Below are 26,694 nucleotides of genomic sequence, written 5' to 3'. Positions count from 1 at the left end.
ATTCAGTGCCAATCCAAGGGAGCTTGCCAGGCCGATTTCGCGGCCTCGATGTCGACATCGAGGACGACATCATCGCGATCACGGATCTGCACCGAGGTACCCGATGTGACTTCGCCTAACTTCGTCAGGGGGACACCCGCGCCGGAGAATATCGACGCGATGTCAGAAACGCGATCGGCGTTGACCTCAATCAAGAAACGGGTGTTCGACTCGCTGAACAAGACTTCGCTGCTGCTTAGTGGCTCGCCCTTGCCATCAACACGTGAGACATCATCGAGTGAAACGGTCAAGCCCAGACCGCCGGCGAGGGCCATCTCGACCGCTGCGACGGCCAGTCCCCCTTCACTTAAATCGTGGCAAGAGCGTATGTGGCCATCCATGATCGCGGCGTGGACGGTTGCAAAGACCTGTTTGGCAAATTCCGGGTCAACCTGTGGAACCTCGCCTCCGGTGACACTCTCGACGAGACTGTAGTGCGATCCCCCCAATTCTCGCTGCGTGCGGCCGACGAGCAGCAACACATTGCCGGCTTCCTTCAGGTCCATCGTGACCGCCTTGCTGACATCAGCGATCTGCCCCATCGCACTGATCAACAGGCTCGGCGGAATCGCGATTGTCTGCTTGTCGCCGCCCTCGTCGAAGTAACTGAACTCATTATTCAAGCTGTCTTTGCCACTGACGAATGGCGTCTGCAGTACCTCCGCCATGTCTTGGCATGCGATCGCACTTCGGACCAGTGACCCGAGCGTCTCAGCCCGATCAGTATATCCCCAGCAGAAGTTATCAAGGATGGCGATCTTCGAAGGGTCGGCGCCCACGGCAACCGCGTTCCGCATGGCCTCGTCGATCGCGGAAGTCGCCATGTGGTAGGTGTCAAAGTCGCCGTAGTGCGGGTTCATACCGCACGAAATCACCAGTCCGCGTTTGCTGGTGAGTTTCGGCCGGACGACCGCTGCGTCTCCAGGGCCATCGCACTGGGGGCCGACTAGCGGTTTGATCACGCTGCCGGCTTGCACTTCGTGATCGTACTGACGAATCACCCAGTGCTTACTGGCGACGTTGTAGCTGCCCAGAATGGCGAGCAGTGTATTCGTGTTGGACTCCGCGTCGCGGTCCTCAATCGTCAGCGGAGTGACCGCCGGTGGATGATAAACGGCGTCACGAATAACCGGTGGGCGTCCGTCATGGAGGAACGACATCGCGACGTCGCCCACCAACTCGCCTTGATACGTCAGTTTCAAGCGGCCTGTGGGTACGAAGCGTCCGATAGCGGCCGCTTCGACACCTTCGCTCTCGCAGAGCTCTCGCAACTCGTCCCACTTTGATTCGGGGACGGCGAAGACCATGCGTTCCTGCGCTTCCGAGATCCAGATTTCAGTGTAGGTCAATCCGTCGTATTTCAGGGGGGCCTTGTCCAGCCACACCTCCGCTCCGAGTTCCTCACCCATCTCGCCCACGGCGCTACTGAATCCACCGGCCCCGCAGTCCGTGACGGCATTGTACAGTCCGCGATCGCGAGCTTGCAGCAGGACGTCGAGCACCATCTTTTCGGTGATCGCGTTGCCGATCTGAACGGCACCGCCTGAGAGGCTCTCGGATTCACTGGTCAGTTCAGCGCTACTGAAGGTTGCTCCGTGAATCCCATCGCGGCCGGTCCGTCCGCCGATCGCGACAATCAGGTCGTTCGCTTTGACCTCTTTGTCTTCCATGCCGACCGGGAGGATGCCCACGTTGCCGCAATACACCAGGGGATTGCCGAGATACCGGCGATCAAAATAGACCGCACCGTTGACCGTTGGGATGCCCATCCGGTTGCCGTAATCCCGCACGCCCGAGACAACGCCCTGGATCACACGTCGCGGATGGAGGACTCCTGGCGGCAGTTCATCCGGTGTTACATCGGGCGGCGCAAAACAAAACACATCGGTGTTGCACACCGGCTTGGCACCCATGCCCGTACCCATCGGATCGCGAATCACGCCACCGATGCCAGTATTCGCCCCACCATACGGCTCCAGTGCCGAGGGATGGTTGTGCGTCTCCACTTTGAAGCACACATGATCATCCTCATCGAATGTGACGACTCCAGCATTGTCTTTGAACACGCTCACACACCAATCGTCATCGCCTAGCGTGCGTCGGATCGACTGCGTTGCCGCAAAGATTGTCTCTTTGAGCATGTTGGCGTATTGCCGCTCGTCGCCTTCTGGCGTGCCATCGGCACCTGGGCCGCGATAGTGAATGCGACCGGCCAGCGTTTTATGGCTGCAGTGTTCGGACCAGGTCTGCGCAACCGTCTCGAGTTCGATATCGGTCGGGTCGCGATCGAGGGACGCGAAATGATCGCGAATGGTCTGCATCTCAACGAGAGTGAGATAGAGCTGGCCATCCTTCGACAGTTTCTCCAAGCCCGCGTCGTCGAGGCTGCGGATGGGCACGCGTACCAATTCGAACTTTCCCTCGGATCCGACGCCGAGTTCGTTCATTCGCAGCGGGCCGATCACGAATTGTTCAATTGAGTCGTTCGAGAGAGCGCGCCGGCAGATCGCGTCGAGACCGGCCTCGTCCACGCCTGAAATCCAATACTTGCGGAACGTCTTGACTGCTCCCGCGTCCAGACCGCTATCGGCCAGGGCGCTCTGCGTACTCGCAGCGACGGGATCCATCACGCCCGGCTTGCTCATCACATGCACCAAGTGCGGCTGATCTTCCACACCACGCTCGGCGAGATTCTCCATCATCGACTCGGGCGGCTCCGAGAGCGCGTCACTATCGCCATCGACGCTCTCGCTAACGCGGCCGATCACCAGACGCTCGGTGACGGTATCAGCCAGCAAGGTCGCGGCGACCGATTGAGCCTGTTCACGGCTGATCTCTCCCTGCACAAGAAAGCCCCGCGCCGCGGCGACAGTCAGGTCGCTGCCTAGGCCGAGCTGGTAGATCTCGTCAGCGGTATGCAATCCCATCCGGTCGAGTTGCTGCGGTGCCGGATGAATGTCGATTTGCCAAAGTGGCATGTCTGGAGCTCAGTTTTTGAGAATGAGGGATGGGGAGAAGTGGGCTGAGGAGCAGAGGACAATAGTAGCGGGGAAGGCGGAACTTATGAGGGCGGCGGGAACGATGGCGGGGATGACGCCGCTTCGCGTCTTTTTCTGGCGTCGCGGAGGTAAGTGGTTAGGGCGGGGTCGTCGGCAGATTGAATGATCTCGATCAGCTGCGATAAATCTTGGGCCGTGGCCTGTATCGCCGCAAGGATAGCGGCCCGATTTTCACACACGATGGCGGTCCACAGCCCCTCGTCACCGGCCGCAATCCGGGTGGTGTCGAGCCATCCCGATCCCACCATCCGAAGCGCTTCCTCAGGGACCTGCCGGGCGACGACCGCCGCCAGCAGATGGGGTGCATGGGAAGTCACTGCCATCAATTCGTCGTGCCGCTGGGGCGATAGCCGCAGAGTCCGCGCGCCGGTGGACTGCCAAAACCGTTCGATGGCATCGACCACGCCGCTGTTTTCGGTTCCCGATGGCGTGAGCACAACCAACTTGTCGTCCAACAAATCGCCACGAGCGTGCTCAATGCCCGTTTTCTCGCTGCCCGCGATGGGGTGGGAGGCTACGAACCGAGCCATTGCCTCAGGAACCGTTGCAACCGCTTGCACAATGCCGCACTTGGTACTGCCCACGTCTGTGATTAAGACATGGGGGCATGCGGCCGCTATTTTCAGAGCATATTCTGCAATGCGGTCGACCGGCGTCGCGATGATGACGAGATCCGCCAGCTTGGACGCCTCGATAAAATCGTCTGAAACAGCGTCGACGAAGTCATTATCGATCGCAAATTCACGGGTTTCCGCCCGGCGTGCCCACCCAATCACACGAACCTGTGAATCTGCGCCCGTCCGACGAAGCGATTTTGCGACACTCCCACCGAGCAACCCTAACCCGATCACCGCAACAGTGCGGATCGGCAAGAGGGGCGATTCGGTAGCAAAATCAGGTGTATTCACGCGCAGCAGAATATCGCATCGCGGGGGTCAAGCCCAGCCGTAGGATCCCTCTCCACACCAAAATTCACGCTCGGGCGAGCAGTCGGCCGACCGTCGAAACCATGCTCGGCAGCGGGCACTTAGCTCGGCAGGGGGCACTTAGCTCGGCAGCGGGCACTTGAATTGATCTTGCCGTGATTTCATGGGCGAAGGCACAATCGGCGGCATGACTCCCCCTCCTCAATCAAACCGCTCGTCCTCTCAATCCCCGTCGGCCTCCCACCCTCGCGGTAATGGCCTTCCGCTGGGAACGGTCGACCGCACCGATTGCAATCCTGAATCGCAGTGGGATAACGCTCCCAATCCGTTTTCGCGGGTGCTCACCGCCAGTGAACCCTCGGCCAAGGATCGGTTCGTGAGGGCGGTGAGAACACTGGTGGTCACACTCGCGTTAACCGCAATTCTGTTCGCAGGTGTGTTTTTTGGCAAGCAATTCCTGCTCGCTCAGCTGGTCGCTGGATTCGATGATCTCGATGCTGCGGGCAAACAGGCTCGCTTGACACAAATCGCGAGCTTCGGACTTGATGCGGTCGAACCACTGGCCGGCAAGCTAGCAAACGAGGAGGATGCGGTGTCGGTAGCTGCATTCACGCTGCTTCAGCAGCTCCAGAATGACTGGATCACGCTATCTCCCGCAGCCGCCCAAGCAGCTCACAGCCGCTTGATTGAGTCGATTGCAACTGCATTTCGACGTCCATCGGAACAGGCTGGGATACCGGGGCCAGCTCAGCGTGGTCGGGCCAGTGAATTGCTGAGGCAGTCGATTCTCGAATTCTCATCAGCGCCGTCTCAGACACCGGAACTACTCGGCGCCGCCAATGATCTACTGGCGGAACTCGACGGTCCCGCGTCGACCAACGCGATGCTGGCCAACTCCCCGGTGCAACTGCGCTCGGCCCCGCGGCGTCATTCCGTAGCAAAGGTTGCGCGGCTTGCTACGCCCGTTCGCCAATCGGGCTGGACCGACTGGCCACCACCCACCAGTACTCAAACCGCTCAAATCGTCCGCTCTGGTGCTCGTCGCGCGAGTGTGGAGCAGGCGAGCTTGGCAGACCAAGCCGATATGTCAGCAACGCTGACGGCACCAGCGAGTCTGCAAGCCCTGCCACGTGGTGTGATGGCGCCGTTGCAGCAGATCACGTCACACGAGCCTGTCGCTTCATCCTCGCCTGCGGTTGCGGCGCATCGACCGGTCAGTCGGGTAATCCAGGTATCGGCGGATGCGGACGCTCCCATCGAGACGCTCAGTGAAGCGGGAACCCTGGAGAAAGTCTCGAATTCTAGCGACGCAGCAAACGAACGAGGTTACCCGGAGCTAACCGCGCGAGGGTTCTCCAAATCACAGCTGGAATCGGCCGCCAAATGGAGCAACGCAGCGGCCGAGGAGCGGATTGCAATGATCAGTTCTCTGGCTCGTTCGGGCGAACTCGGAACCGAGCCCTGGTTGTCCTATGCGATCAATGATCCGGACCGTCGCGTGCGTTTGGAGGTGGTCGGTGCCTTGGAGAAATCACGCGGCGCGGCCGTTTCAGCAGGTCTAAGGAAGCTCCTGGCCGGCGAGACCGATCCGCACGTCGCCGCTAGGATCCGCCGAATTCTCGATCTGTTTTGAGTTGAAGTCTGGCGATTCGGGCACACGGATTCTATAATTTTCATACACTGGAGTATCCGAATCCCCACTGAGCGATATTTTCTGCGGAAGTGCCATGAGCGAAGACAAAGTAGACGACCTAGCCGGCGCATTCGGCCAACTGACCCCCACCGGTGGTGGCGATCCGATCCCCTTGATCAAAGACAATCTACTGATCGGTCGACGCAAACATTGCGATATTTGCTTGGACTTTCCCAACGTGTCCAGCCAGCACTGCCGGATGACGCTGGAAAACGGCTACTGGTTTATTCGCGATCTCAATAGCCGCAATGGGACGAAGGTTGACGGGCGGCCCGTGATCCGCAAGCGTGCCGATCCCAAGTGCAAGGTCACGATTGCACGGCATAACTATATTCTCGAGTACGATCCACAGGTTCTCGGTGCCTATGGTCCTCCTCCACCGGATGACAATTACATCGAAGAAGTCATGAAGAGCTCGTTGATGGACCGGGCCGGTGTCGCCAAACGCGACCCTAAAAAGGGGTTGTTCAACCGCAAGTCGGACTGAGCGACATGGGATGAGCAAACCAGGTAGCTGCGTTGGCCAACAATTGGATCCGACGCTTTGGCAACGTTGGTTACCTCAGACTTGCGATTCCGAGACGGTTCGACAATCGTTTGATTTTAGCTAATCCGCATTTCTTATCTCGCCGATACAATCCTCACAGGCACTCTCGCTGCGCCCTGACTCCGACGGAGTCTCCTGTCGCGGGCGAGTGTGATTTTCCAGGGTTAGTCCACCGCGAGGTTTTCTGAATGTCGGGCGATTCCAAGGTTCTCGACCGAGATCGCCGATTGACGTTGCCGTCTCGCTTGCCGCAACCGCTGCATGCCTGGGTGATGCAATGGGGCACAGCGATTGTCGACGGCATTGCTGCCATCGGCGATTTGGCTTGCTTCACCTGGCAGATGCTGGGGTGGATGTTCACACGCTTACCGCGGCGGGGAACTTTATTAACCAACTTCTATCAGGTTGGGGTGTTGAGCCTGCCGGTGGTCGCATTGACAGGTACGTTCATCGGCATGGTGCTCGCCGTCCAAAGTTTCTATCAATTCCAAGCCATCGGATTGGCCAGTCGGCTCGGCGTGGTGATCAATACGTCACTGGTCCGTGAGCTTGGACCGGTGCTGGCTGCGACCATGCTCGCCGGTCGGGTAGGCGGCGCGATGGCCGCCGTGCTCGGCACGATGCGTGTCACCGAACAAATTGACGCGTTGACGACCATGGGAGCCGATCCCATTCACTATTTGGTCGTGCCCCGATTCCTCGCCTGCCTGTTGTTGATTCCCGCGTTGACCATCATGGCGGATTTCATGGGGATCGTGGGAGGATATTTTTATAGCGTGGTGATTCTAGGTATCGACCGGGCTGCGTATCTGCACCATTCGCGGGAAGGCGTCGTCGGATTCGACCTGTTCATGGGAATCTTCAAGAGTTTCTTTTTCGGCGCCATTATTGCGATCGTCAGTTGTTACCGTGGATTCAATTGCCAACCGGGGGCTGAGGGGGTCGGTAAAGCAGCCACGGCGGCGTTCGTTTACTCGTTCGTATTGATCCTCGCCGTGGATTTGTTTCTGAACATCGCGTTGGATTCGATTTACTTCATGGTATATCCCCAGGGACCGGTGCTGTTTTGAGCGATCACGATGCCATCGAGACGCCGCATGACGCCTCTGCAGATGAGCCCCTTGGGCACGCGTTGATTGAAGTCCGCGGACTGGACGTTGAGTTCGACGGTCATGTGATTCTATCGGGGATCACTCGCAGCATCACACGTGGCCAGACTGTCGCTGTGATCGGTGAGAGTGGTTGCGGCAAAACGGTATTCATGAAAACGCTCGTCGCGCTGATCAAACCAACTCGCGGTCAAATAAGTTTTGATGGGGCTGACTTGAATCAGCTCTCCCCCGCTGAACTCGCTCAGATCCGGCGGCGATTTGGTTTTGTATTTCAACATGCTGCGTTATTTGACAGCATGAATATTTTCGACAATGTGGCCTTTCCGATTCGACAAAACGAACCCGACACCGGCGAGGACGAAGTTCGCGATCGCGTGCGAACCCATCTGCTCGAGGTCGGATTACCCGAAGAGGTCGCCGCGAAATTCCCAGCTGAAATTTCAGGCGGGATGCAGAAGCGCGTCGGGTTAGCGAGGGCACTCGTGTTGAAACCCGAGTTGATCGTGTACGACGAACCGACCACTGGACTCGATCCCATCATGAGCGACGTGATCAACGAACTAATTTTAAATACTCGGCGGATGTACCCCGTCACCAGCGTGGTGGTCACGCACGACATGCACACGGCGCGTAAGGTTGCCGATCGTGTGATGATGTTTTTTCCTCGTCGGATGCTCGGCGAGGGGCAGTCTCAAATTTTATTCGACGGACCTCCCAGCGGACTCGAACACGCCGATGACCGGCGGGTTCGCCAGTTCGTCCGTGGCGAAGCGGGCGATCGGATTCGTGAAATGTCTCGAGCAATGGCGTAATCATCATGGACGACAGCAGACTACGATTTGGGGTGGGCGTGTTGGTCATCGCAGCAATCGGAATCGGCGTGATCCTCACGTTTCTGTTCGGTGCGTTTCCGGCCATCCTCAGCCGCGAATACATCTTAACGGTCAATTTTCCATCGGCTCAGGGTATCAATACCAATACGCCCGTCCTTCGCGACGGTGTGAAGATTGGGCGTGTTTCGGACATACAATTGCGTAGTGAGGGCGGCGTCACGCTCACCCTGGCGATGGATGAAGCGTATCCCATGCTGCACCAGTACATCCCACAAATTGGCATCGGATCACTGATCACCGGCGATTCGAAACTGGAGTTTCGCAAAGCAGAACCGCAAGAATTGGCGGCTCTTTTTCCTGATGATCCTGCGATGATTGACCGTACCTATAGTAACGGTGAGCATCTCGATTACGGGCAGAAACTCGATGATCCGTTCACCCTGTTATTTGGCATGGAAGACGAGTTGCGGTCGACGTTCAGCAGCATTCGGCATGCGGGTGATGCCGTTCAGGGCACCGGCGAGAGTATTCAGTCGCTGGTCAACGATGTGCGTGGTTTGATTGGGATCGAACCCTCCTCGAACGCTTACCCGCCAGGTTTTCCTCCTCAAACCTCCGTGCTCCCCAGACACTCGTCGATGGGCATCGGCAACTCCGCACCCATGTTCGCGCACGCGAGTCCGGGAGGGCAGATGCCGCCCGCTCCGTCGTGGGCGCATCCCGTCCGCCTGGTGTCAGCAAGCGCCTCTGAAAATACCGGTGCATCCACCGTTCAAACAGCCGCGTTCACGCAGCCCAATCAGAACTCGCTTCCGCCGGGCGAACTCGGTGCAGACCCCGCCCGATCCTTGCAACCTGGCTTGACGCCACCTGTAGGGACGCCTCGCGGTGGGGCTGGTACACCCACGTTTGTTCAGCTGCAAAACGAAGCCATCGAGACGCTGGAAGAGCTTCAAGGCGCGATTCGCGACGCACGCTCGATTCTTGGCAATGAGCAGATCCGCAGAGGGATCCACGACTCGGTGGAACGCTTCCCCGGCATGCTCGATCAAGCCAACGAAACACTTCGCACCGCTCAAAAAACATTCGATAACTTCGCTGAGGTTGGAAAGCAATTTGAGCAAGTTGGCTCGGTCGCCGAACAGGCCATCACCGAACTCAAAACGACCGCCGGGGGCACACTCGAAAGCTTCCAAGCGACCGCCCAGAACGTCGAGGCATTCACAGATCCGTTTGGCCGACGAAGCGAAGAGTTTGCTGAGCAGGTTCTGAGAAGTCTCGTCAGTGTCGATAATGCCCTGACGCAGATCGATACTTTCGGCAAGACAATCAATGGCTCCGACGGAACGCTCAAACGCTTGATCGAAGACGATGAGATGTATTATGAGATCAAACGTACCGTTGAAAATATCGAAGCAGCAACTGCCCGGATACGTCCCATTCTCGATGATGTTCGGGTGTTCACAGACAAAATTGCTCGTGATCCACGGCAACTCGGCGTCCGAGGAGCGTTGGGACATCGACCGACGGGCGCGGGGCTGAAATAGAATCGCCTGAATGGAGGTGCAGCCGGAACTACGAGCTGGCGTGAAGCCCGCCCCACGAGCGAATGGATCGCGAGCTCACCAGGGTGGCTGCTACCGCCAGACGGGGGTTGGGCAGATTGTGGCGAACCCTAATACGAAGTGTTTTGTTCGTTAGCAGGTTCGCTTTTTGGGACGCAAGTGAAGCGTTGATAGCGGTGCACCGCGAACGCTCCAGCAGTTCAGAGTGTGGACGGTGTACAAGCTTAGACCAGTGGTCTTCAATGCCGCTCGCGAGATGCACGAATTGGGTTGAGTTTGTCGGCACGTCCCGGGGAATTCACTTTGATTCTCCGCATTTGCTAGTGCGTTGATGATGAAATCCTCTACGATCATGGGCGTCTTTTCCCATATCGTGCACGGATATCAAAGCCTACATGGACGTCACCCTCCCCGAAGCCGACACTGCGGTAAGCGAGCCCGTTGAACTTGCGTTACCCTGTCAGCGGTCCGTTCCCGACCCGCGGCGTCGCGGTGCCATCCGCTGGGACTACACTCTCTTTTTCGTCACGCTGCACCTGCTTACCCTGTTGTGCCTGCTATCGTGGTTTTTTAGCTGGGCGGGAGTGATCGCTTTTGTGGTGGGCGTTGTACTGTTCGGTCAAATGGCGATTCCCATCGGCTACCATCGACTGCTCACGCATCGCAGCTTTCGCACCCCGAAATGGTTTGAGCGCACGCTCGTAACGCTCGCCATGTGTGCTGCCCAGGAAACACCAGCGCACTGGGTTGCGTGGCACCGGATGCATCATTCCCACTCGGATCATGCGGAAGACCCCCATTCGCCTCGCCAAGGATTCCTGTGGTCCCATGTTCGGTGGTTGGTCCATGAAACCCGCACGCGACTGGCGACGTTCTCGATGTACGAAAAATACGCTCGGGATGTGTTAGCGGACCCATACTATCGATGGATCGAAAAATTACCGTCACCCGCGGGATTATTTTGGCTCGGTCATGCGTTGATCTATACCTTGATCACGACCGCGATATGCCTCGCGATCTACGGCAATGAAGCTGCGGCGTACCGCATGATTGCCAGCATTGTTTTGTGGGGCGTGATCGCTCGCACCGTGTGGGTCTGGCACATTACTTGGGCGGTCAATTCGCTCAGTCATATGTTCGGCTACCGTAACTACGACACCAACGACGACAGTCGAAACAATTGGTTGGTGACGTTGCTGACCGCAGGTGAAGGCTGGCATAACAACCACCACGCGGACCCGGCGAGCGCTTCCGTCCAGCACCGATGGTGGGAAATCGACATCAACTACTACGTCATTCGAGGTTTCGAACTGGTCGGTTTAGCCAGTCATATCATTCGTCCCCGCTGCCACCGTCAAGCCGAGACTGGCAAAGCGGTCTCCAACGCCGTTGAGATTTAGCAGCCTGTTAGGTTAATGCTTTCGCTGCCCGGACGCATAAATACTAACCCGAAACGCAAGCGATGGACGAGGCGGGTTGCCTCGCTGGTTTGTCGGGTTACCGAATCAACAGGCAGCGAGGCCCCGACCGTATCCTGATGCTTGAACAAGCCAAGAAATGTGTTTCGGCATTCTCGATCCACGACGCCAGCGATCAGCTACGCCCCGCTGGCCAGCGGCACTTGGCAGGCATAATCACTCGCCAGCTCCACCTGGACGGCCAAAGCGGTCGTCGACGCGGCAATCCAACCAAACACTGGGCCGGTCATGGGATTGGGGGTGATTCACCTCGCGTTGGGAACGAACCGGCTCCTCATACGCGGCCGTTGGTTCCTCATCTGCGGTCGCTGTGCCAGGCAGAGGACCGTCAACAACACGCACTTCCATGCCGCGGAAATCTATCTCCAACCGGGCGGAGTCGATCACGCAAGGAGCATCCGGCAAAACAGCAGCCCCAACCGCCTCGTCGTAGGTGACGAGGCGGTACCGGACGGCTGGAGTTGGAGCGTTTCGCGTCTCGTCACGCTCGACGACCACCAATAGCGTATCATCGAGAATGACACGCTGGCCGACGCGTAACCGCAATAGCTGGCCTTCGTCGGAGGCGATGCGGATCGGGTCGCCGAACAGAGCTCGACGGAGACGCGATATCAATTCCACTATTGCTGCGCAGCGTCGTCGTCACCGGTAACGAATTTGTAGATTCGTCCGCCACCCATCATGGTGCTCATGAGAACCTCTCCCGATTCAGTCTCGCCGAAGGTGAAGACAGGAAGTTGCTCCCATGCGATCGTGCGGTTTTCGAGCACCTTCTTAGACGCGGGATCAATCTTCATGGCCCACAGGCGACCGCTGACGTAGTCACCGTAAAGGTAATAACCATCGAGTACAGGCGTGTCTTTTCCACGATAGACCGAACCGCCTGTGACCGATTTCCCCCAGTCATCGGTGTGGGGGTATTCGATCAAGGGCTCGATGTATTTCTCGTTGACGTCGGAACCTTTTTCTCCCCCTAGGGTGAACCGGTTAGCACCTTCGCGAACGCTCCAGCCGTAGTTGCCCCCGTTCCGAATCAAGTTGATTTCTTCCCAGTCATTCTGACCGACGTCGGCGGCCCAGAGTTCGCCGGTGGCCGGGTCGAACGACATCCGCCAAATATTGCGGATACCCCATGCGTAGATTTCTGGCCAAACATGGGTGCGTCCGACCAGCGGATTGTCGTCGGGGATACCGTAGGCCAGTCCGTCGTCCTGGGAATCGACATCGATCCGCAAGATCGATCCGAGCAGCTTGCTGAGGTCCTGAGCTGACTTGAGTGGATCGTTTCCTTTGCCACCATCACCCAACGCGATGTACAGGTATCCATCGGGACCGAAAGCGACCGTGCCACCATTGTGATTCCAAAACGGCTGGTCGATACGCATCAACTCACGTTCGCTATCGGCGTCGCCAAGTTTGTGTTGGGATCCTTCCTGCGTGCGGAATTCACTCACGATCGAGACATGAGGACGCTGCGAAGTCGTGTAGTAAACATAGAACTTGCCGTTCTCTTTGAACTTGGGGTGGAATGCCAAGCCGAGAAACCCCTCTTCGTTTTCACGATCTTTATAGCCCACGCGATCGCTCAGATCCATGAAGATCTCAGGCTCCTCGACCGTTTCGTCATCCTGGTCAAAAGCGTAGATCTCGCCCGTTTGGCTGGCCACGAACAACCGACCGCTCCCGTCACCCGCACCCATCATCACAATCGGGCGACTGATCCGTAAATTGGGATAGGCCTCCACCACCTGAACATCCAACGGACTCGCGTTCAATTCAGCTGGGGGGTTGGCAAGATTAATCGTCGGGGAGTCGGGACTCTCCGCAAACGCGGTTGCGACGGGCAGCGAGTTTGCCGCAGAGATCGCAAAACATGCTGCCGCCGTGTGGCGCAGCACCGGGGATCGGAACAAGGAAGACATTCGCACGGAAGACCTCAAAATCATGGTGTCGGTATTGGGAAGAGAGCACACGGTGTTAGCGGAAAACCGCTGGAACTGGATTTCGCTGGGCTCTAGAATAGAACCAGAGCTCTGGTTGGGATTCATGAGTTGCGATCCACGAGCAGGCTCCCGATCAACCGCCCATTCTACCTCGTCCGAGCGAAGCGGTCGAATGGGCAGATTGTCGATCGACGGCTTCGTCCGTCACGGGGGATTGCGATATCATCCCAATCTGCCACGCAGGCATGAGTCAAAACATTTCACGCAAGGGAAATCTCAACAATGGCACCGTTTATTCAATCGAGTTGGGAGAGTCCCATTGGTCGCCTGCGGATCTCGGTGAGCGAACAGGGCGACGGCACCCCACATTGCGTGGGGCTGTATTTCCCCGGTCACCAGCCGACTCCCAAATTCTGGTCTGATGACAGGACTGAGTTGGACTGGCGTCAGCATGATTTTGTGCGACACATTGTCGATCAGTTGGCGGCCTATTTTGCCGACGGAAAATTTCGCATCGAGCTGCCGTGCCATTTCAGCGGAACGGATTTCCAACAGCAGGTCTGGCACCAACTCACGCTGATCCCTGCGGGCACAACACGGACTTATCGTGAAATCGCCACCTTGATCGATCGCCCCGCCGCCGTCCGGGCAGTCGGTTCCGCCGTCGCCCGCAACCCGTTGTCCATCATTGTCCCCTGCCACCGAGTCATTGCTAGCGGCGGTGGTCTTGCTGGGTTCGCTGGCGGCTGCGACCGCAAACGTTTTTTGCTGAATCACGAATTACTCGAGCAGGAATTGCTCGAGCAGGAATTGCCCGAATACGAAGCAGGAGTTCACACTGACACTCGAAACAGCCAATCGACAACAGTCACCACGCCGGTTGCGACAATTGCCCAGCCCAATGCGGTTAGCGTGCGTGTAGCTGGCAATCGGCCCGTCCAGGTCACGCGGGCCGCCGCGATAAAAACTGCGAGTGCGAGGAATGCCAAGCAAAGTCCACCTGCGTTGGCTTGAGCCGCCGCCCACCATTGCCCTCGAGTCCAATGGCTCCAAGACGTGGTCATCCCGCAAGCGGGACAGCGCATTCCCAATAAGACCCGCATGGAGCACGGCGGCAAACCGAGCTGTTGATGGGTTCCCAAACCTGCCGCAGCGGGTACCAGTGAGCGGGCCAAGCCAAGCAGCATGACCAGCCCCAGGGCAAGGGCTCCAGCGGCTACGCGTAACCAACTCGCCCAGCGGTGAGATGTCTCCTTAAGCTCTGAAACTCCCTCCTGAGGGTTCTCGCAACCTGGCGGGATCTGGTCGGCAGCCACTTAATTCACCCTCGGCCAAGCTGGGTGGATCGGCCGTCGAACCGTCAGCAAATCGGAGATGGCCGTCGGCACGGTATCCCGCATCGCTGTGAGTTGCGACACCGTCGACGGACCACACGGGACACGAGCCCGCATTCCACGAACTGCGTTGGCAAGGGGTGGAGTCACACCATGTCCAGCTTTGCTGGGGCGAGGCCGATCACTACCGTCGCTGGACACCGTCAGTCGGTTCATGTGCCACGCCGGTTGCCGTACCAACGTATTTGCATGCGATCGCAATACTGGAACCCAGCTGCAGCAGCCCAGGGACGTAGCCAAACTGCGGCGGCATCGAGCTGATCGACGGTGATGCCCTGGGGCATGATCCACACGTCCGCCGCGGCGACACCAAGATCGCCCACGACCGTGAGAATTTCGTCGTACTCGGCAGGGGAATCAACGACAAATTTGACCTGCGTGGTGGGCGCTCGGTCGATCAGCCGCCGCATCGTGGCGATCGGCATTCTTCGCTGCTCATGCAGTTCAGCCCAGCGTGAATCGTCCGCCAATGCTGGGCCGGCACCTCGTCCCGGCGTGCTCGCCCGCAACTTGGGACTCAGTGATAGTAGATCGCAGGGCACCTCCACATCGACTGTGCCCGCAGTTTCGATTGTCACATGCAGGCCGCCCGCCCGCAGTCCGGTCGCCAATTCTGTCATTCCTTTCATGATCAGCGGTTCACCGCCAGTCAGGACCACATGTCCAATTCTCGCTGCCGATGAGGGGCCGCCGTCAGCATCCGGCATCCGCGCCTGCACCGCCCGTTCGATCAGTTCAGTGATGGTGGACCGCTCGCCTTCAGGCCGCCACGATGCATAGGGCGTATCGCAAAACCAGCACCGCAAGTTACAGCCACTGGTGCGAATGAAAAAGCTCGGCACGCCCGTGAGCAAACCTTCGCCCTGTAGGCTGGAAAACGTCTCTGCGATCCTCAGCGAGACGTCGGCATGCCCGTTCGGGGATAATACGTGTTCTTGCGTTTTCAAATTCCGAGACCGTCTGACCAACACGAGGGTGAATCACTCTAATATCGCGAAAACCCGTATACCAGCAACCCGCGACCACGCATGATCCCTACTCAACTGGGGAATCAGTAAGATACATTGAATCTTCCGCACGACGCCAATCCTCCTGCCAGTCGAGAATCAGCCACCATGGAACTTCCTTGGCTTGCAAATACAAGCGACGGTTTCTATCCGGCTAATCGCCAATGTCTGACTTGCGGAGGCGATTTCTCAGACGGCTTCGCGTACCTCAGTGGAGGCGGGATGCTGCTCTCGGGTGATGGCCAGGATTCCATTCATACAGAACGCCTCAAAGGATTCTTGCATGTGGGGTTCCACGGGCGAGATTCTGAGATGCGAGACTCGGGTGATTTTTTACTGGTCGATGATGTGAGCTATGGCCAGTTCGACTTGAATTGGTGTTCGATAAAATGTTTACGAACGGCTCTCGGCCAATTGTTGGACGACCTCGAGACGAGGATCTCACAGCAAACACCGGGCGAAGATGAACATCAAGAGTGAGGATGCACTCGTTGATCACGCCATCTCGACGGCCTTCGCCACTGGACTTGGCCGGCTCGACCGCTTGGCCAGTTCGACATAGTCTGGCCGATCCGAGGCTTGGTCGTGCTGAAAACCCTCGATCACTTGACCTTGATAATAGGTGAACACGCCCGGCATCTGGAAGGAATTTCCCTGCGGCCACCCGAGTCCATGACCGTGCAGCAAGCCAGCCACGATGCCACGTATCCACACCCGCATGCCGAACAGTTGCCGAAAATCGCCAAGATCGAGCCCGAACTGGCGATAGAGCCGGCACTGCGGGTCGGAGATTCGCGGCACGTCGTCCATGCCGTATTGAGCGAAAAACTCCCTACCATCGCCCGCGCCCAAGTGGACCAAGACAATTCCGCAGCCAGCGGCTTCAATCTCATTTCGTCGTAAGGATATTTCAGCGAGTGCCTCACGGCAAAACGTGCAGCCCGAATGTCGCAAGAACACCACCATCTGAGCTTGCTCGCTGGCGAGTCGATCCATCGTTCTGCCCGTATTCGTTCGCAGGTCCTGGAGGGGCACGTCAGCCTCCGGGGTGTCGTAGGCAGACCCGGCCGCATGATCATGTAGGACAGCACCCCACAAAATGATTGTGAAAGGAACGAGCCAGGCGATATCATTGGTCAATATCACCCAACCGAATTGGGCTGGTAAAGCATGAGATGACAACGCGACGGCAAACCCTACCAAGCCAAATAGCTTTCCTAGAAAGCCCACCAGTACGATTGGCCAGTGTCGGTAGGGATGGGTCGCTGCGATCAAAAAGCCGACGCCGAACACGCCGACAATCATGCCAATGCATTGCCAAAAGACGGCCTCGGTCGCCGAGGGCTGCAGTCCAAACCATCCGAGCATCGACGTGGGCATGAAGACGGCGATCACTCCCCACACAAAATTGTAGACTGCTGCGGCGAGCAGAACGTACTTCATCCAGTTCTTCGGTTGGTAATTCATGACTATTTCACTGCGAACATGGATTCGAACGGCTGGGCGACTTTGGCGAGTTTCTCCAAACTCTGATAAAGGATTTGCCTCGCTCGCTCTTTACTAATTCCAACTTCGTCACCCAACGCACGCAGGGATTTCCCCTTCTCGGAACCGTCCAATCCAAACCGCCCGCGGACAATAAAACACTCGCGAGCATCAAGAACCTCGTCCATCTCCTTCAGTACAACGGTGGCCGCAGCGAGTAGATCCGCAGCCGACGGCTGATCCGAGTCCACCGTGGCAGCGGCCCAGTAAAGTGTTTCATTGCCATCGCTCAATTCATGCGACCTGCGTTTGCAAGCGCGACCAATCAATCGAGCGATATGCCGTTGGACAGCATGGGTCAGATAGGTACTGAAGCGGTAACCGCGACTGAAGTCAAACTTATCAATCGCATTGAGCAGGATCGGATTCGCTTCGGCGACAAACTCATCAAATTCATCGCTCGATGATGAGATTTTGCGGCACACGAACGAGACCAGACGGAGATTGGACCGTGCGATTTCCTCTCGGGTGTCATTGGCTTCATCGAGCAAGCGCCCAATCTCGGCTTGCGTCTTGCGGGGTCGTCGCTGGTTGCGCAAGGTTGCGGTGAGCGCGTGAGCTCGAAACCGAAGGAAATTGAGCCGCTTGAATAAAAACTGCTCCCCTTCGAAAGTCAGAATCCGACATTCCTCTACCGCCGTTAGAAAATTAGCTGCCGCGTGGCCAACGTCGCCAACCGCGCGATCGTCTTCCTCGACGTAAAGTGCGCAGTCAATCTCGGCAAAATCCTGCTCGTGCGCCGACTCAAAGTCGGCATGCGGTATGAACGGGATTTCGGCGTCAGCCACGGCAGTCTCAGTCGCTGGTTGGTGTTCGCTACGAGCAATTTCCGTGTTTGTAACAGAAGCCCTCACAATGACCAGCAAAAAAATTGAAGATGTCGTCTCCGGTCTGCTGACTGGGTGAGCCGAGACGCTCGACAACCGGGCTCGCGAAACTGCCCGTTGAGGTGCGGCATAGGGCTGACCTGTGCGTTAACGAAACCGCTTCTAAGCAGGTCGGGGGAAATGTTTCGGTATAACTCACGTAGGCGAGTCTCTCCGAGACTCGCAACTCTCAGCGTCTCGGAGAGACGCTGCTACGTGGTTTCACCGAATTACTTGTGCGTACCTGCTTATCACTTCGATAGCAAGCTGTTCGCCGGGCCGACGGTAGAATATCTGATCGCGTGCGTGGTCATTTTTGAGCAATCGTCTACTAACCGGTCGCGAGGAATCAAAGCTTAACGAGTCAGTACAGGTGTTTTCGTGCGAATTGCTATCATCGGATCGGGGATTTCGGGCCTAACGTGCGCCCGAATCCTGTCCGGTGAGCATCAAATCACCGTCTTCGAAGCGTCTAACCATGTCGGCGGTCACGCCCATACCGTCAGTGTGGAGGTCGGAAATGAGCGGCACGATCTCGATACCGGATTCCTTGTCTACAACGATCGCACCTATCCTGTTTTCGCGCAGATGCTCCACGACCTCGACGTCGAAACCTCACCTTCCTCGATGAGTTTTAGCGTTCGCTGCGACCGGTCCAACACGGAATACAATGGCACCTCGATCAATGGACTCTTTGCCCAGCGTCAAAACGCTCTGCGTCCTTCGTTCCTGAGGATGTTGGCGGATATCGTTCGCTTCAATCGCAATGGACCTCGTGACATTGACCACGTCTCGGACGACCAAACGGTTCGTGACTATCTCGCCGCCGGCAGATACTCGCGAGCGTTTGCAGATCGCTATTTATTGCCCATGGGAGCCGCGATCTGGTCATGTCCGCGGGAGTCATTCGCAGACTTTCCAATTCGTTTCATTCTCGATTTCTACCATCATCACGGTCTGCTTAGCTTAACCAATCGTCCCGTGTGGCGAACGGTTGTGGGTGGATCACATCGCTATGTCGCGAAATTGATCGCGCCTTTTCGTGAGCGGATTCGCTGCGGTTGTCCTGTGCGAAGTGTGAGTCGACTCGAAAACGAAGTCCGGGTGCGTTACGCAGGCGGCGAGGAGGATTTTGACGAAGTCATCATTGCTTGCCACAGCGATCAGGCCCTGCAGATTCTAGCAGACGCCGATGAGCTAGAGACAGAATTGCTGTCTGCCTTTCCGTACGGTGTGAATACCGCGGTGCTGCACACGGACGAGTCAGTGCTGCCTCGACGCCAACGTGCCTGGGCGAGTTGGAACTATCTCATCCCTGCGGAACTGGAAACGCGCCCGCAGGTGACTTACAACCTCAATCAATTACAACGCATTGAGTCACCTCACACCTTGTGCGTGACGCTCAATGCCGACGATATGATTGATCCGGCGAAGGTGCTTGGCCGATTCCAGTATTCGCATCCCCTGTTTACGAGTGAGCGGAGCGTCATTCAGCGGCGTCACAGCGAGATCATTCGCCGGCGGCGAACGTCGTACTGCGGCGCCTATTGGCGAAACGGATTTCACGAAGATGGTGTCGTCAGTGGTCTGGCCGTGGGGCGGGCATTCGGCATACCAAATTGGCGCATTGGATCGGAGGGAGCCGCGAGGATCTCGACAACGCTGCCGACAGGAGGACGTCGCCCATGAGCATCCAGCATAGCTGTCTCTATGAAGGATCAATTCGCCATCGGCGTTTTCGGACGACGTCGCACGAATTCTGTTATCCGCTATTTTTTTTCTATCTCGACCTCGATGAGTTGGACGAGGTTTTCCGAGCTGCACCTTTGGTTTCGACTCGTCGTTTCAGTCTCGTCCGTTACAACCGAGCTGACTACGTCGGGGAGGCAGACCAACCACTCGCCGACAGCATTCGGAAGATCGTGCAGACCGACGCGGGTATCGAGTTTGATGGACCAATTCGGATGCTTGCCCATGTGCGTTATGCGAGTTTTGTCTTCAATCCGATCTCACTCTACTATTGCTTTCATGCAGATGGTCAATCGCCTGCTGCGGTTATCGCCGAGGTCACCAACACGCCTTGGCGAGAACGACATTGCTACGTCATTCCTTGGGAAAGCAATCACCGCGTCCAGAGGCACCGATGCGAAAAAGCTTTCCATGTATCACCGTTTCTGCCGATGGATCTCGAGTATCAGTGGCGTCTGAGTAATCCCGGCCGAAGCCTCTCCATCCATCTTGAGGACCACGATCAGGACGGCTGCCTGTTTGACTCGACATTGCTGATGAAGCGCAAGCCGCTTACCCCAACCCAACTTGCAAAAACATTGTTGCGGTTTCCCCTCATGACCGGCCAAGTCGTCGGCGGGATCTACTGGCAAGCGTTCCGGTTGTGGCTGAAGAAAACGCCTTCATTTCCACATCCTAGGCCGTCCGAAGTTCCACTGAAATCCACTCCTTGATAGACGTTTTGAGAGCACACACGATGTCGAGCGGGACCGATACCGAATATACAAACGTGGACTGGCGACCGGAGGTTTCCCGCATCAACGACGATGCCGCACCGACTCGGAAGTTCACGTGGATGCAACATTTCACGCGTCGCAAGATGATGGATTGGCTTGGAGGGCTGCAGGGCGGGCAGATTCAATTTTCTGACGCGCAGACAGGCGAGGTTTTTGGGCCGTGGGATTCGCCCCTGTGCGTCTCATGGCAGGTCAATCATCCATCGTTTTATAGCCTGCTTGCGTCGCAGGGAGCCATCGGGCTTGCTGAGTCATATCTGCGCGGCTACTGGCAGGTGGATGACCTGACGACCTTCATCCAAATTCTCTGCCGCAATCTCGAACGGACCTCGTCACTCAAGACAGGATTGTCAGCAATCACGGGCTACTTCCGTCGACTAGGTTATCGGTTTGACAGCAATTCTCGCAGCGGTAGCCGACGTCATATCGCAGCTCACTACGACCTCAGTAATGCGTTCTTTGAGTTGTTCCTCGATCCCACCATGATGTACTCATCGGCTTGGTTTGAGCACGACCGCATGTCTCTTCATGAAGCATCATTGTGCAAGCTTGAACGTCTTTGCGGCAAACTGGATCTGCAAGCCAGCGACCGCGTGCTCGAGATTGGAACTGGCTGGGGAGGATTCTCGCTCTATGCTGCAAAGCATATTGGCTGTCACGTCACAACGACCACGATATCACCAGCGCAGTTTGAGATGACAAATGATCGCGTCCGCCACGCTGGATTGAACAATCGCATCAAAGCGTTGTCGAGCGACTACCGTGATCTCGAGGGGCGTTACGACAAACTCGTTTCGATCGAGGTTATCGAAGCGATCGGAGAGCGTCACTTGGACGAATTTTTTCGCAAGTCCAACGAACTACTCAAACCTGGCGGGCGGTGCGTCATGCAGGCCATCGTGATGCCAGAGCAGCGCTACGACACCTACCGACGCGGCGTCGACTTCATACAGAAGTACATTTTCCCGGGTGGATTTCTGCCTTCCATCGTTGCAATTCAACAATCTGCAGGTCGCATGACATCGTTTCGATTGCAATCAGTCGACGACATGTCACGGCACTACGCTGAAACACTCATGCATTGGCGTGCAGGGTTTCTCAATCAACTCGGCGAAGTTCGCAAACTCGGCTTTGACGACCGCTTTATTCGAATGTGGGAGTATTATTTATGTTACTGCGAAGCAGCGTTCCGCGAAGACACCGCCAGAGTTGTCCAGATTGTTTGGGACAAAACGCAAGAGTGAATTCGCTGGAGTCCGCCTGGTCCACCATCCCCAACTACGTCGTCTCGCGACTGTCGGACGCTGCAGAGCAGGGCCGTGTGCCTGATTGGCTGGTGCGACGCGGGATTCGCAACCTGCTTCACAACCGGCTCGGCGATTTGAATCAACGTAGGCCAGATGAAGTTGCGGAAAAATTACGCTCCGAAGTCGCCTCTCAGCCGATAGCGGTTTGCACACATGATGCGAACGATCAGCACTATGAGGTGCCAGCGAGCTTTTTTCAGCAGGTCTTGGGCCCACAACAAAAGTACAGCTGCAGTTACTGGGAGCCGAATACCAAAACGCTCGTGGAGGCAGAGGAAAACGCACTGCGAGTCACGGCGTCGCATGCCGGGCTCACCGATGGCATGAGCATCCTTGAGCTCGGATGCGGGTGGGGCTCGTTATCGCTGTGGATGGCAGAACGGTATCCCAATAGTCGGATCACGTCCGTGTCGAACTCCAACTCACAGCGCCGCTACATCGAGTCGGCAGCGCGAGATCGAAGAATCTCCAACTTAGATGTTGTCACTGCGGACATCAATGTCTTTGAATCCATCGAGACCTTTGACCGCGTCGTGTCTGTAGAGATGTTTGAGCATATGCGTAACCACGACCGATTGATGGAGAAGATCGACCGTTGGCTGCGCCCCCAGGGACAGTTGTTTGTGCACGTATTCTGCCACGCTACGACGCCCTATTTGTTTGATATTGATGGGGCACAGAATTGGATGGGTCGTTACTTTTTCACTGGTGGCATGATGCCCAGCGACGACTGGTTGCCTCGCTGCGGTGGTCCATTGCGAGTCGCCGAGCGATGGGCGTGGAACGGAAGCCACTATGCGAAAACCTGTCGAGCTTGGCTGAGTAACCTGGACGCCGCCTCCGAGACTGTCCAGCCGATCTTGGCCAAGACATACGGGCGTCCCGACGCCAAACGTTGGTTCCATCGATGGCGAATCTTCTTCATGGCTTGCGAAGAACTCTTTGCCTTCAATGAAGGCCAAGAGTGGTATGTCTCGCACTATCTATTTGAAAAGTAGAACCATGGCCATGAGTCTTTCCTACTGCGCCGCGGTAATCGGCTTGCTGATGTTCAGCATGTGGCTGGTTAGCCTCTACCTCAGAGATGTCAGTGTCGTTGATATCGCTTGGGGGTTAGGTTTCGTACTCGTCGCCTGGACGGCATACTTCGTCCGGTCCAAAGCTGGTGACAGCTTGATTGTGCCCTGCCTGACAACCCTGTGGGGTATCCGTTTAAGTGTGTACCTGGCTTGGCGGAATTACGGCAAAAGCGAAGACCCTCGCTACCGGAACATGCGAGCGAATTGGGGCGATTCATTTCCATGGGTCAGCTTAGTAACCGTTTTCGGTGTCCAGGCAGTCGTGATGTGGATTGTTTCGCTGCCCCTGCAGGTCCTGTTTCAGGAGTCTGGAGTCCACCACCGATGGGCGAGCATGATCGGAATGCTCCTATTCGCAGCCGGACTTTTCTTCGAATCGATCGGCGACTGGCAGTTGGCTCGATTCAAGTCTGATCCCAGAAACGAAAGGGAAGTACTCGACCAGGGGCTATGGAGATACACGCGCCATCCCAACTACTTCGGTGACTTTCTAGTATGGTGGGGCCTGTTTTTTGCTTCCTATGCGACCAGTGACGCAGCATGGACGGTGATCGGTCCGATCACCATGTCAATCTTTCTGATGCGAGTTTCAGGTGTGACGCTGCTAGAGAAATCGCTCCAAAAAAGCAAGCCCGATTATCGCGAATACGTGCAACGGACCAACGCGTTTTTTCCCGGTCCACGCCGTCACTAGCCGAGTCCCACGGGCACGGTGGCAAAATCACCTTTTAGGAGATGCCGACTCGATTCAAAACGGGGGGCGTGGGAGGTTGATAGGGGGGAACCTGTGGGGCACAACAGGACTCCAGTTCGAGTACATTGATGAGTCTGGCGAACATTTCAGCCACGGAACGCACACGAAGGCAACGATGAAGATTTTACTGACACTAGTCGCAACATTATTTCTAACACCACTTGCTACAGTTCACGCTGGCACCGGTAGCGGACAGCCATCGCCGCAGCCGAATGTACTGGTGATCGTGACTGACGACCAAGGTTACGGCGAGATGTCCTGTCATGGTAATCCCGTGCTGCAAACGCCGCACCTTGACCAGTTGTATTCAGAGAGCATCCGCTTCACGGACTTCCATGTCGCGCCGATGTGTACCCCCACGCGAGGCCAACTGATGACTGGCGTGGACGCCCTGCGCAACGGTGCGATGAATGTCAGCAGCGGACGTACATTGCTGCGTCGGAGTTTCCCCACGATGGGAGACCTGTTTGCGGAATCCGGCTGGAGCACTGGGCTCTTTGGTAAGTGGCATCTCGGTGACGCCTACCCCTACCGTCCCCAGGACCGCGGCTTCCAGGAGAGCCTCTGGTATCCCTCCTCTCATATCGGGTCCGTTCCAGACACATGGAACAACGACTATTTCGACGACACCTACATTCGCAACGGCACCCGGCAGTCATACACGGGCTATACGACCGATGTACTGTTCGATGAAGCGATGCAGTGGATGAAGCAGGAGGCCGGCGCGGAACGCCCGTTTCTCTGCTATTTGGCTACAGCCACAGCACATCAACCGCATTACGTACCCGAGCAGTACCTGGCTCCTGTCCAAGCGGCGTTGGAGGCGGTTGCCGATCAGTTGCCGGTGTTGGAACCGGCTGCCAAGGAGCAGCTGGTTCGGTTTCTAGCGATGTGCGTCAACATCGACGAGAACATGGGAAGGCTGGAGAAATTCCTGGAAGAGCAAGAGATTCGGGAGAATACCGTGCTTATTTTCATGACCGATAATGGCAGCACCTTCGGGCCGAAATACTTCAATGCGGGCATGCGGGGCGGCAAGACGACTCTGTGGGAGGGCGGCCATCGTGTGCCGTGCTTCGTTCGTTGGCCTGGAGGCGGATTGCGACCAGCTGGAGATGTCGACGGGTTAACGGAGGTTCAAGATCTACTGCCTACCCTGACTGATTTGATGGATATCGAGGTGCCAGCCGCTACCAAGTTTGATGGGATCAGCCTTGCAGAAGTGTTGCGAGGCAGGTCTGAAGTGCCGGACGAACGCATGCTCACCATCAACTACAGCCGGATGCCGTTCAAGACCGTACGTACCACGCTGCGCAACCCAGCAGTGCCCCGACGCGAGGGCGCAGCAGTTTTGTGGAAACATTGGCGGCTACTCCACGACAACGAACTCTACAACCTACGAGAAGATCCGCTGCAGCAGCACAACGTGATCAATCATCATCCCCAGGTTGTCGCGAAAATGCGCTCCCATCTCAATGAGTGGTGGGGCGGCGTGCAAGCCCATGCCAACGACTTTGAGCCGTCTTTGATCGGGCATGATGCGCAGAATCCGGTCCAGCTGACCGCCTGCGAATGGGCGGATGTGTTCATTGATCAGCAATCGCAGGTACGGCGAGGTGAACGTAAGAACGGACTTTGGCATATCGAGGTTGCAGCTGCAGGAGACTATTCCTTCACGCTGAGTCGCTGGCCGCAGGAGTCAGGACTGGCGCTCAATGACGGCATTGGAGAAACCCGCGTGACCGATGGCATTCTGAGCAGCGGTCCAGCTTGGGACGTCGCCTCTGCGAGGATCCGGGTAGGCGACGTGGAGCGGAGCACGCACGTGAGCGCGGGGGCTCGCTCGGTCAAGTTTGAAATGCCTTTGGCCGCGGGACGGACGACAATGCAGACGTGGCTTAGCGACGGCAAGGGACAGGAAATTGGAGGTGCATATTATGTCACGGCCGAACGCCTCGAAGCGGCGTCCCCAGTAACGCTGATCTTCGATACAGACATGTCTGGTGACTGCGACGACGCTGGCGCATTGGGGCTCTTGCATGCCCTCGCAGACCGTGGTGAATGCGAACTGCTTGCTGTCGTCACCAATCGGAGGGACCTCAGCAACGCATCCGCTGCCGCGGTGGATGCAATCAACACGTATTACGGCCGGCCGGAAATTGCGATTGGTACCGATAAACAGGGGCCGACCGCGCTGCAACGCACGAGCCCTTACGCAGCAGCTTTGCGTGACGAGTTTCCAAACGACATGGTTGCCGACGACCTTGCCGAGGATGCATTTGATACCTACTGCCGAACGTTGACCGCGCAACCCGACCATAGCGTTACCATCTGCAGTGTCGGTGCGCTGTCAAATCTTGCTGAACTGTGTCGCAGGAAGCCAGACTTGGTTCGGCAAAAAGTGAAGCAATTGGTCGTGATGGGCGGTGAATTTCCTACATCGACGCGACGCGAAGCAAACATCGCAACTCACCCCGAGGCGGCGAAGTTCGTGGCCGCACATTGGCCGGGCAGTATCGTCTGGCATGGTTTTGAAGTCGGTAACGTCCTCGTTACGGGCGCTGGGTTAAAACAGGTGTCAAGGAAAAACCCCGTTCGGCGAGCTTATGAGTTGAGGCCGCACGCAGGAAGGATGTCGATCGATCGCGGCAAACCAAGCTACGATCAAGCGGCAGCGTTGTTCGCCGTGCGAGGAGCCGACCCCAGCCACTGGGAAACCATCACCGGCGGCCAAGTGGTTATCAACGACCAAGGCTTGACAACGTGGAAGAAAGACGCAGATGGGAAACACACGTACGTCAAAATTGCTGGCGGTCCCGAGCAGCTCGCACAAGTTATCGAATCGCTGATGGCTGCTAGCCCCCAAGCGGTCACGGCAGTCCCGTCAAAACGAGAGTGAAAGCACACCCCACCGGGGCTTTCGCCCTCCACGGTCGCGGAGTCTTGCTTGTTGCTCTAGGCTAATGGTGTACGTGGTCGTCGTCTGCGGCGATCGGATCTCGACGTATTTCCAACAATTTAC

The 26,694-nt window shown here is 57.0% G+C and carries 21 protein-coding genes; 14 read left to right on the top strand and 7 right to left on the bottom strand.

Translation table 11 applies throughout. The annotated features are described in order from the left end of the window. Positions 1-2: 2 nt before the first annotated feature. Both purL and Poly21_RS13755 read right to left on the bottom strand, forming a co-directional pair. Entirely contained in the window at positions 3-3,017 is a 3,015-nt protein-coding gene (gene purL, locus Poly21_RS13760) for a phosphoribosylformylglycinamidine synthase subunit PurL (RefSeq protein ID WP_146407560.1), read from the bottom strand. An 83-nt stretch (positions 3,018-3,100) separates the two neighbouring features. Further along, positions 3,101-4,006, bottom strand: a complete 906-nt coding sequence (locus Poly21_RS13755) for a prephenate dehydrogenase (protein WP_146407559.1) — start codon at positions 4,004-4,006, stop codon at positions 3,101-3,103. Between the two features lie 205 nt (positions 4,007-4,211). Between Poly21_RS13755 and Poly21_RS13750 the strand changes: the two genes are divergently transcribed. The 6 genes from Poly21_RS13750 (at position 4,212) to Poly21_RS13725 (ending at position 11,174) form a co-directional block, all read left to right on the top strand. Beyond that, positions 4,212-5,657, top strand: a complete 1,446-nt coding sequence (locus Poly21_RS13750) for a HEAT repeat domain-containing protein (RefSeq protein WP_302118873.1) — start codon at positions 4,212-4,214, stop codon at positions 5,655-5,657. 94 nt (positions 5,658-5,751) lie between these two features. After that, positions 5,752-6,204 carry an FHA domain-containing protein gene (locus Poly21_RS13745; RefSeq protein ID WP_146407557.1) on the top strand — a complete coding sequence of 151 codons (453 nt, stop codon included), beginning with the start codon at positions 5,752-5,754 and terminating at the stop codon, positions 6,202-6,204. 332 nt (positions 6,205-6,536) lie between these two features. Continuing rightward, positions 6,537-7,334 (top strand): MlaE family ABC transporter permease, encoded by a 798-nt coding sequence (locus tag Poly21_RS13740; protein WP_146408681.1) that lies wholly within the window; start codon positions 6,537-6,539, stop codon positions 7,332-7,334. Between the two features lie 14 nt (positions 7,335-7,348). Then, positions 7,349-8,188, top strand: coding sequence for an ABC transporter ATP-binding protein (locus tag Poly21_RS13735; protein ID WP_302119773.1), 840 nt, complete (start codon positions 7,349-7,351; stop codon positions 8,186-8,188). Positions 8,189-8,193: 5 nt separating this feature from the next. After that, a complete protein-coding gene (locus Poly21_RS13730) occupies positions 8,194-9,756 on the top strand; it encodes an MlaD family protein (protein ID WP_146407555.1) in 1,563 nt (520 codons plus the stop codon). Positions 9,757-10,169: 413 nt separating this feature from the next. Beyond that, positions 10,170-11,174 (top strand): acyl-CoA desaturase, encoded by a 1,005-nt coding sequence (locus Poly21_RS13725; protein WP_146407554.1) that lies wholly within the window; start codon positions 10,170-10,172, stop codon positions 11,172-11,174. 234 nt (positions 11,175-11,408) lie between these two features. Here Poly21_RS13725 and Poly21_RS13720 read toward each other — a convergent pair whose 3' ends face one another. Beyond that, positions 11,409-11,867 carry a hypothetical protein gene (locus Poly21_RS13720; protein WP_146407553.1) on the bottom strand — a complete coding sequence of 153 codons (459 nt, stop codon included), beginning with the start codon at positions 11,865-11,867 and terminating at the stop codon, positions 11,409-11,411. Positions 11,868-11,872: 5 nt separating this feature from the next. After that, positions 11,873-13,174 (bottom strand): PQQ-dependent sugar dehydrogenase, encoded by a 1,302-nt coding sequence (locus tag Poly21_RS13715; protein WP_146407552.1) that lies wholly within the window; start codon positions 13,172-13,174, stop codon positions 11,873-11,875. A gap of 303 nt (positions 13,175-13,477) precedes the next feature. Here Poly21_RS13715 and Poly21_RS13710 point away from each other — a divergent pair, with 303 nt between their 5' ends. Next, entirely contained in the window at positions 13,478-14,209 is a 732-nt protein-coding gene (locus Poly21_RS13710) for a methylated-DNA--[protein]-cysteine S-methyltransferase (protein ID WP_146407551.1), read from the top strand. Positions 14,210-14,741: 532 nt separating this feature from the next. On the opposite strand, the gene Poly21_RS13700 is transcribed toward Poly21_RS13710, so the two are convergent. Continuing rightward, positions 14,742-15,536: a 7-carboxy-7-deazaguanine synthase QueE gene (locus tag Poly21_RS13700; protein ID WP_302118871.1), complete on the bottom strand. Its 795-nt coding sequence runs from the start codon at positions 15,534-15,536 to the stop codon at positions 14,742-14,744. A gap of 168 nt (positions 15,537-15,704) precedes the next feature. Here Poly21_RS13700 and Poly21_RS13695 point away from each other — a divergent pair, with 168 nt between their 5' ends. Further along, on the top strand, positions 15,705-16,076 hold the full coding sequence (locus Poly21_RS13695) for a hypothetical protein (RefSeq protein ID WP_146407549.1): 372 nt from the start codon (positions 15,705-15,707) through the stop codon (positions 16,074-16,076). 15 nt (positions 16,077-16,091) lie between these two features. Here the strand turns inward: Poly21_RS13695 and Poly21_RS13690 are convergent, their stop codons facing one another. Next, entirely contained in the window at positions 16,092-17,063 is a 972-nt protein-coding gene (locus Poly21_RS13690) for a thioredoxin domain-containing protein (protein ID WP_146407548.1), read from the bottom strand. 2 nt (positions 17,064-17,065) lie between these two features. After that, the gene (locus Poly21_RS13685; RefSeq protein WP_302118870.1) at positions 17,066-17,929 is read right to left on the bottom strand and encodes a sigma-70 family RNA polymerase sigma factor; all 864 of its coding nucleotides are present in this window, start codon (positions 17,927-17,929) and stop codon (positions 17,066-17,068) included. A gap of 459 nt (positions 17,930-18,388) precedes the next feature. Here Poly21_RS13685 and Poly21_RS13680 point away from each other — a divergent pair, with 459 nt between their 5' ends. The 6 genes from Poly21_RS13680 (at position 18,389) to Poly21_RS13655 (ending at position 26,571) form a co-directional block, all read left to right on the top strand. After that, a complete protein-coding gene (locus Poly21_RS13680) occupies positions 18,389-19,696 on the top strand; it encodes an NAD(P)/FAD-dependent oxidoreductase (protein ID WP_146407546.1) in 1,308 nt (435 codons plus the stop codon). Continuing rightward, positions 19,693-20,469: a DUF1365 domain-containing protein gene (locus tag Poly21_RS13675; protein WP_146407545.1), complete on the top strand. Its 777-nt coding sequence runs from the start codon at positions 19,693-19,695 to the stop codon at positions 20,467-20,469. Before Poly21_RS13680 ends, Poly21_RS13675 begins: the two co-directional genes overlap by 4 nt. A 23-nt stretch (positions 20,470-20,492) precedes the next feature. After that, positions 20,493-21,776, top strand: coding sequence for an SAM-dependent methyltransferase (locus Poly21_RS13670; RefSeq protein ID WP_146407544.1), 1,284 nt, complete (start codon positions 20,493-20,495; stop codon positions 21,774-21,776). Continuing rightward, complete coding sequence (locus tag Poly21_RS13665) at positions 21,773-22,837, top strand: SAM-dependent methyltransferase (RefSeq protein ID WP_302118868.1); 1,065 nt, start codon at positions 21,773-21,775, stop codon at positions 22,835-22,837. The genes Poly21_RS13670 and Poly21_RS13665 overlap by 4 nt, the downstream gene beginning before the upstream one ends. Positions 22,838-22,841: 4 nt before the next feature. Beyond that, entirely contained in the window at positions 22,842-23,612 is a 771-nt protein-coding gene (locus Poly21_RS13660) for a DUF1295 domain-containing protein (protein WP_302118867.1), read from the top strand. A 175-nt stretch (positions 23,613-23,787) separates the two neighbouring features. Beyond that, positions 23,788-26,571 (top strand): sulfatase-like hydrolase/transferase, encoded by a 2,784-nt coding sequence (locus tag Poly21_RS13655; RefSeq protein ID WP_146407542.1) that lies wholly within the window; start codon positions 23,788-23,790, stop codon positions 26,569-26,571. Positions 26,572-26,694 lie beyond the last annotated feature (123 nt).

The sequence above is a fragment of the Allorhodopirellula heiligendammensis genome (assembly GCF_007860105.1).
Taxonomy (GTDB): Bacteria; Planctomycetota; Planctomycetia; order Pirellulales; family Pirellulaceae; genus Rhodopirellula; species Rhodopirellula heiligendammensis.
Note: the sequence above shows the minus strand (reverse complement) of the source record. Positions and strands in the feature narration are given on the sequence as shown.

Bases quoted from the DNA above. Each gene is read 5' to 3' on its own strand.
- purL (WP_146407560.1), bottom strand. From the start codon at position 3,017: ATGCCACTTTGGCAAATCGACATTCATCCGGCACCGCAGCAACTCGAC.
- Poly21_RS13750 (WP_302118873.1), top strand. From the start codon at position 4,212: ATGACTCCCCCTCCTCAATCAAACCGCTCGTCCTCTCAATCCCCGTCG.
- Poly21_RS13745 (WP_146407557.1), top strand. From the start codon at position 5,752: ATGAGCGAAGACAAAGTAGACGACCTAGCCGGCGCATTCGGCCAACTG.
- Poly21_RS13740 (WP_146408681.1), top strand. From the start codon at position 6,537: ATGCAATGGGGCACAGCGATTGTCGACGGCATTGCTGCCATCGGCGAT.
- Poly21_RS13730 (WP_146407555.1), top strand. From the start codon at position 8,194: ATGGACGACAGCAGACTACGATTTGGGGTGGGCGTGTTGGTCATCGCA.
- Poly21_RS13725 (WP_146407554.1), top strand. From the start codon at position 10,170: ATGGACGTCACCCTCCCCGAAGCCGACACTGCGGTAAGCGAGCCCGTT.
- Poly21_RS13715 (WP_146407552.1), bottom strand. From the start codon at position 13,174: ATGTCTTCCTTGTTCCGATCCCCGGTGCTGCGCCACACGGCGGCAGCA.
- Poly21_RS13710 (WP_146407551.1), top strand. From the start codon at position 13,478: ATGGCACCGTTTATTCAATCGAGTTGGGAGAGTCCCATTGGTCGCCTG.
- Poly21_RS13695 (WP_146407549.1), top strand. From the start codon at position 15,705: ATGGAACTTCCTTGGCTTGCAAATACAAGCGACGGTTTCTATCCGGCT.
- Poly21_RS13690 (WP_146407548.1), bottom strand. From the start codon at position 17,063: ATGAATTACCAACCGAAGAACTGGATGAAGTACGTTCTGCTCGCCGCA.
- Poly21_RS13675 (WP_146407545.1), top strand. From the start codon at position 19,693: ATGAGCATCCAGCATAGCTGTCTCTATGAAGGATCAATTCGCCATCGG.
- Poly21_RS13670 (WP_146407544.1), top strand. From the start codon at position 20,493: ATGTCGAGCGGGACCGATACCGAATATACAAACGTGGACTGGCGACCG.
- Poly21_RS13660 (WP_302118867.1), top strand. From the start codon at position 22,842: ATGGCCATGAGTCTTTCCTACTGCGCCGCGGTAATCGGCTTGCTGATG.
- Poly21_RS13655 (WP_146407542.1), top strand. From the start codon at position 23,788: ATGAAGATTTTACTGACACTAGTCGCAACATTATTTCTAACACCACTT.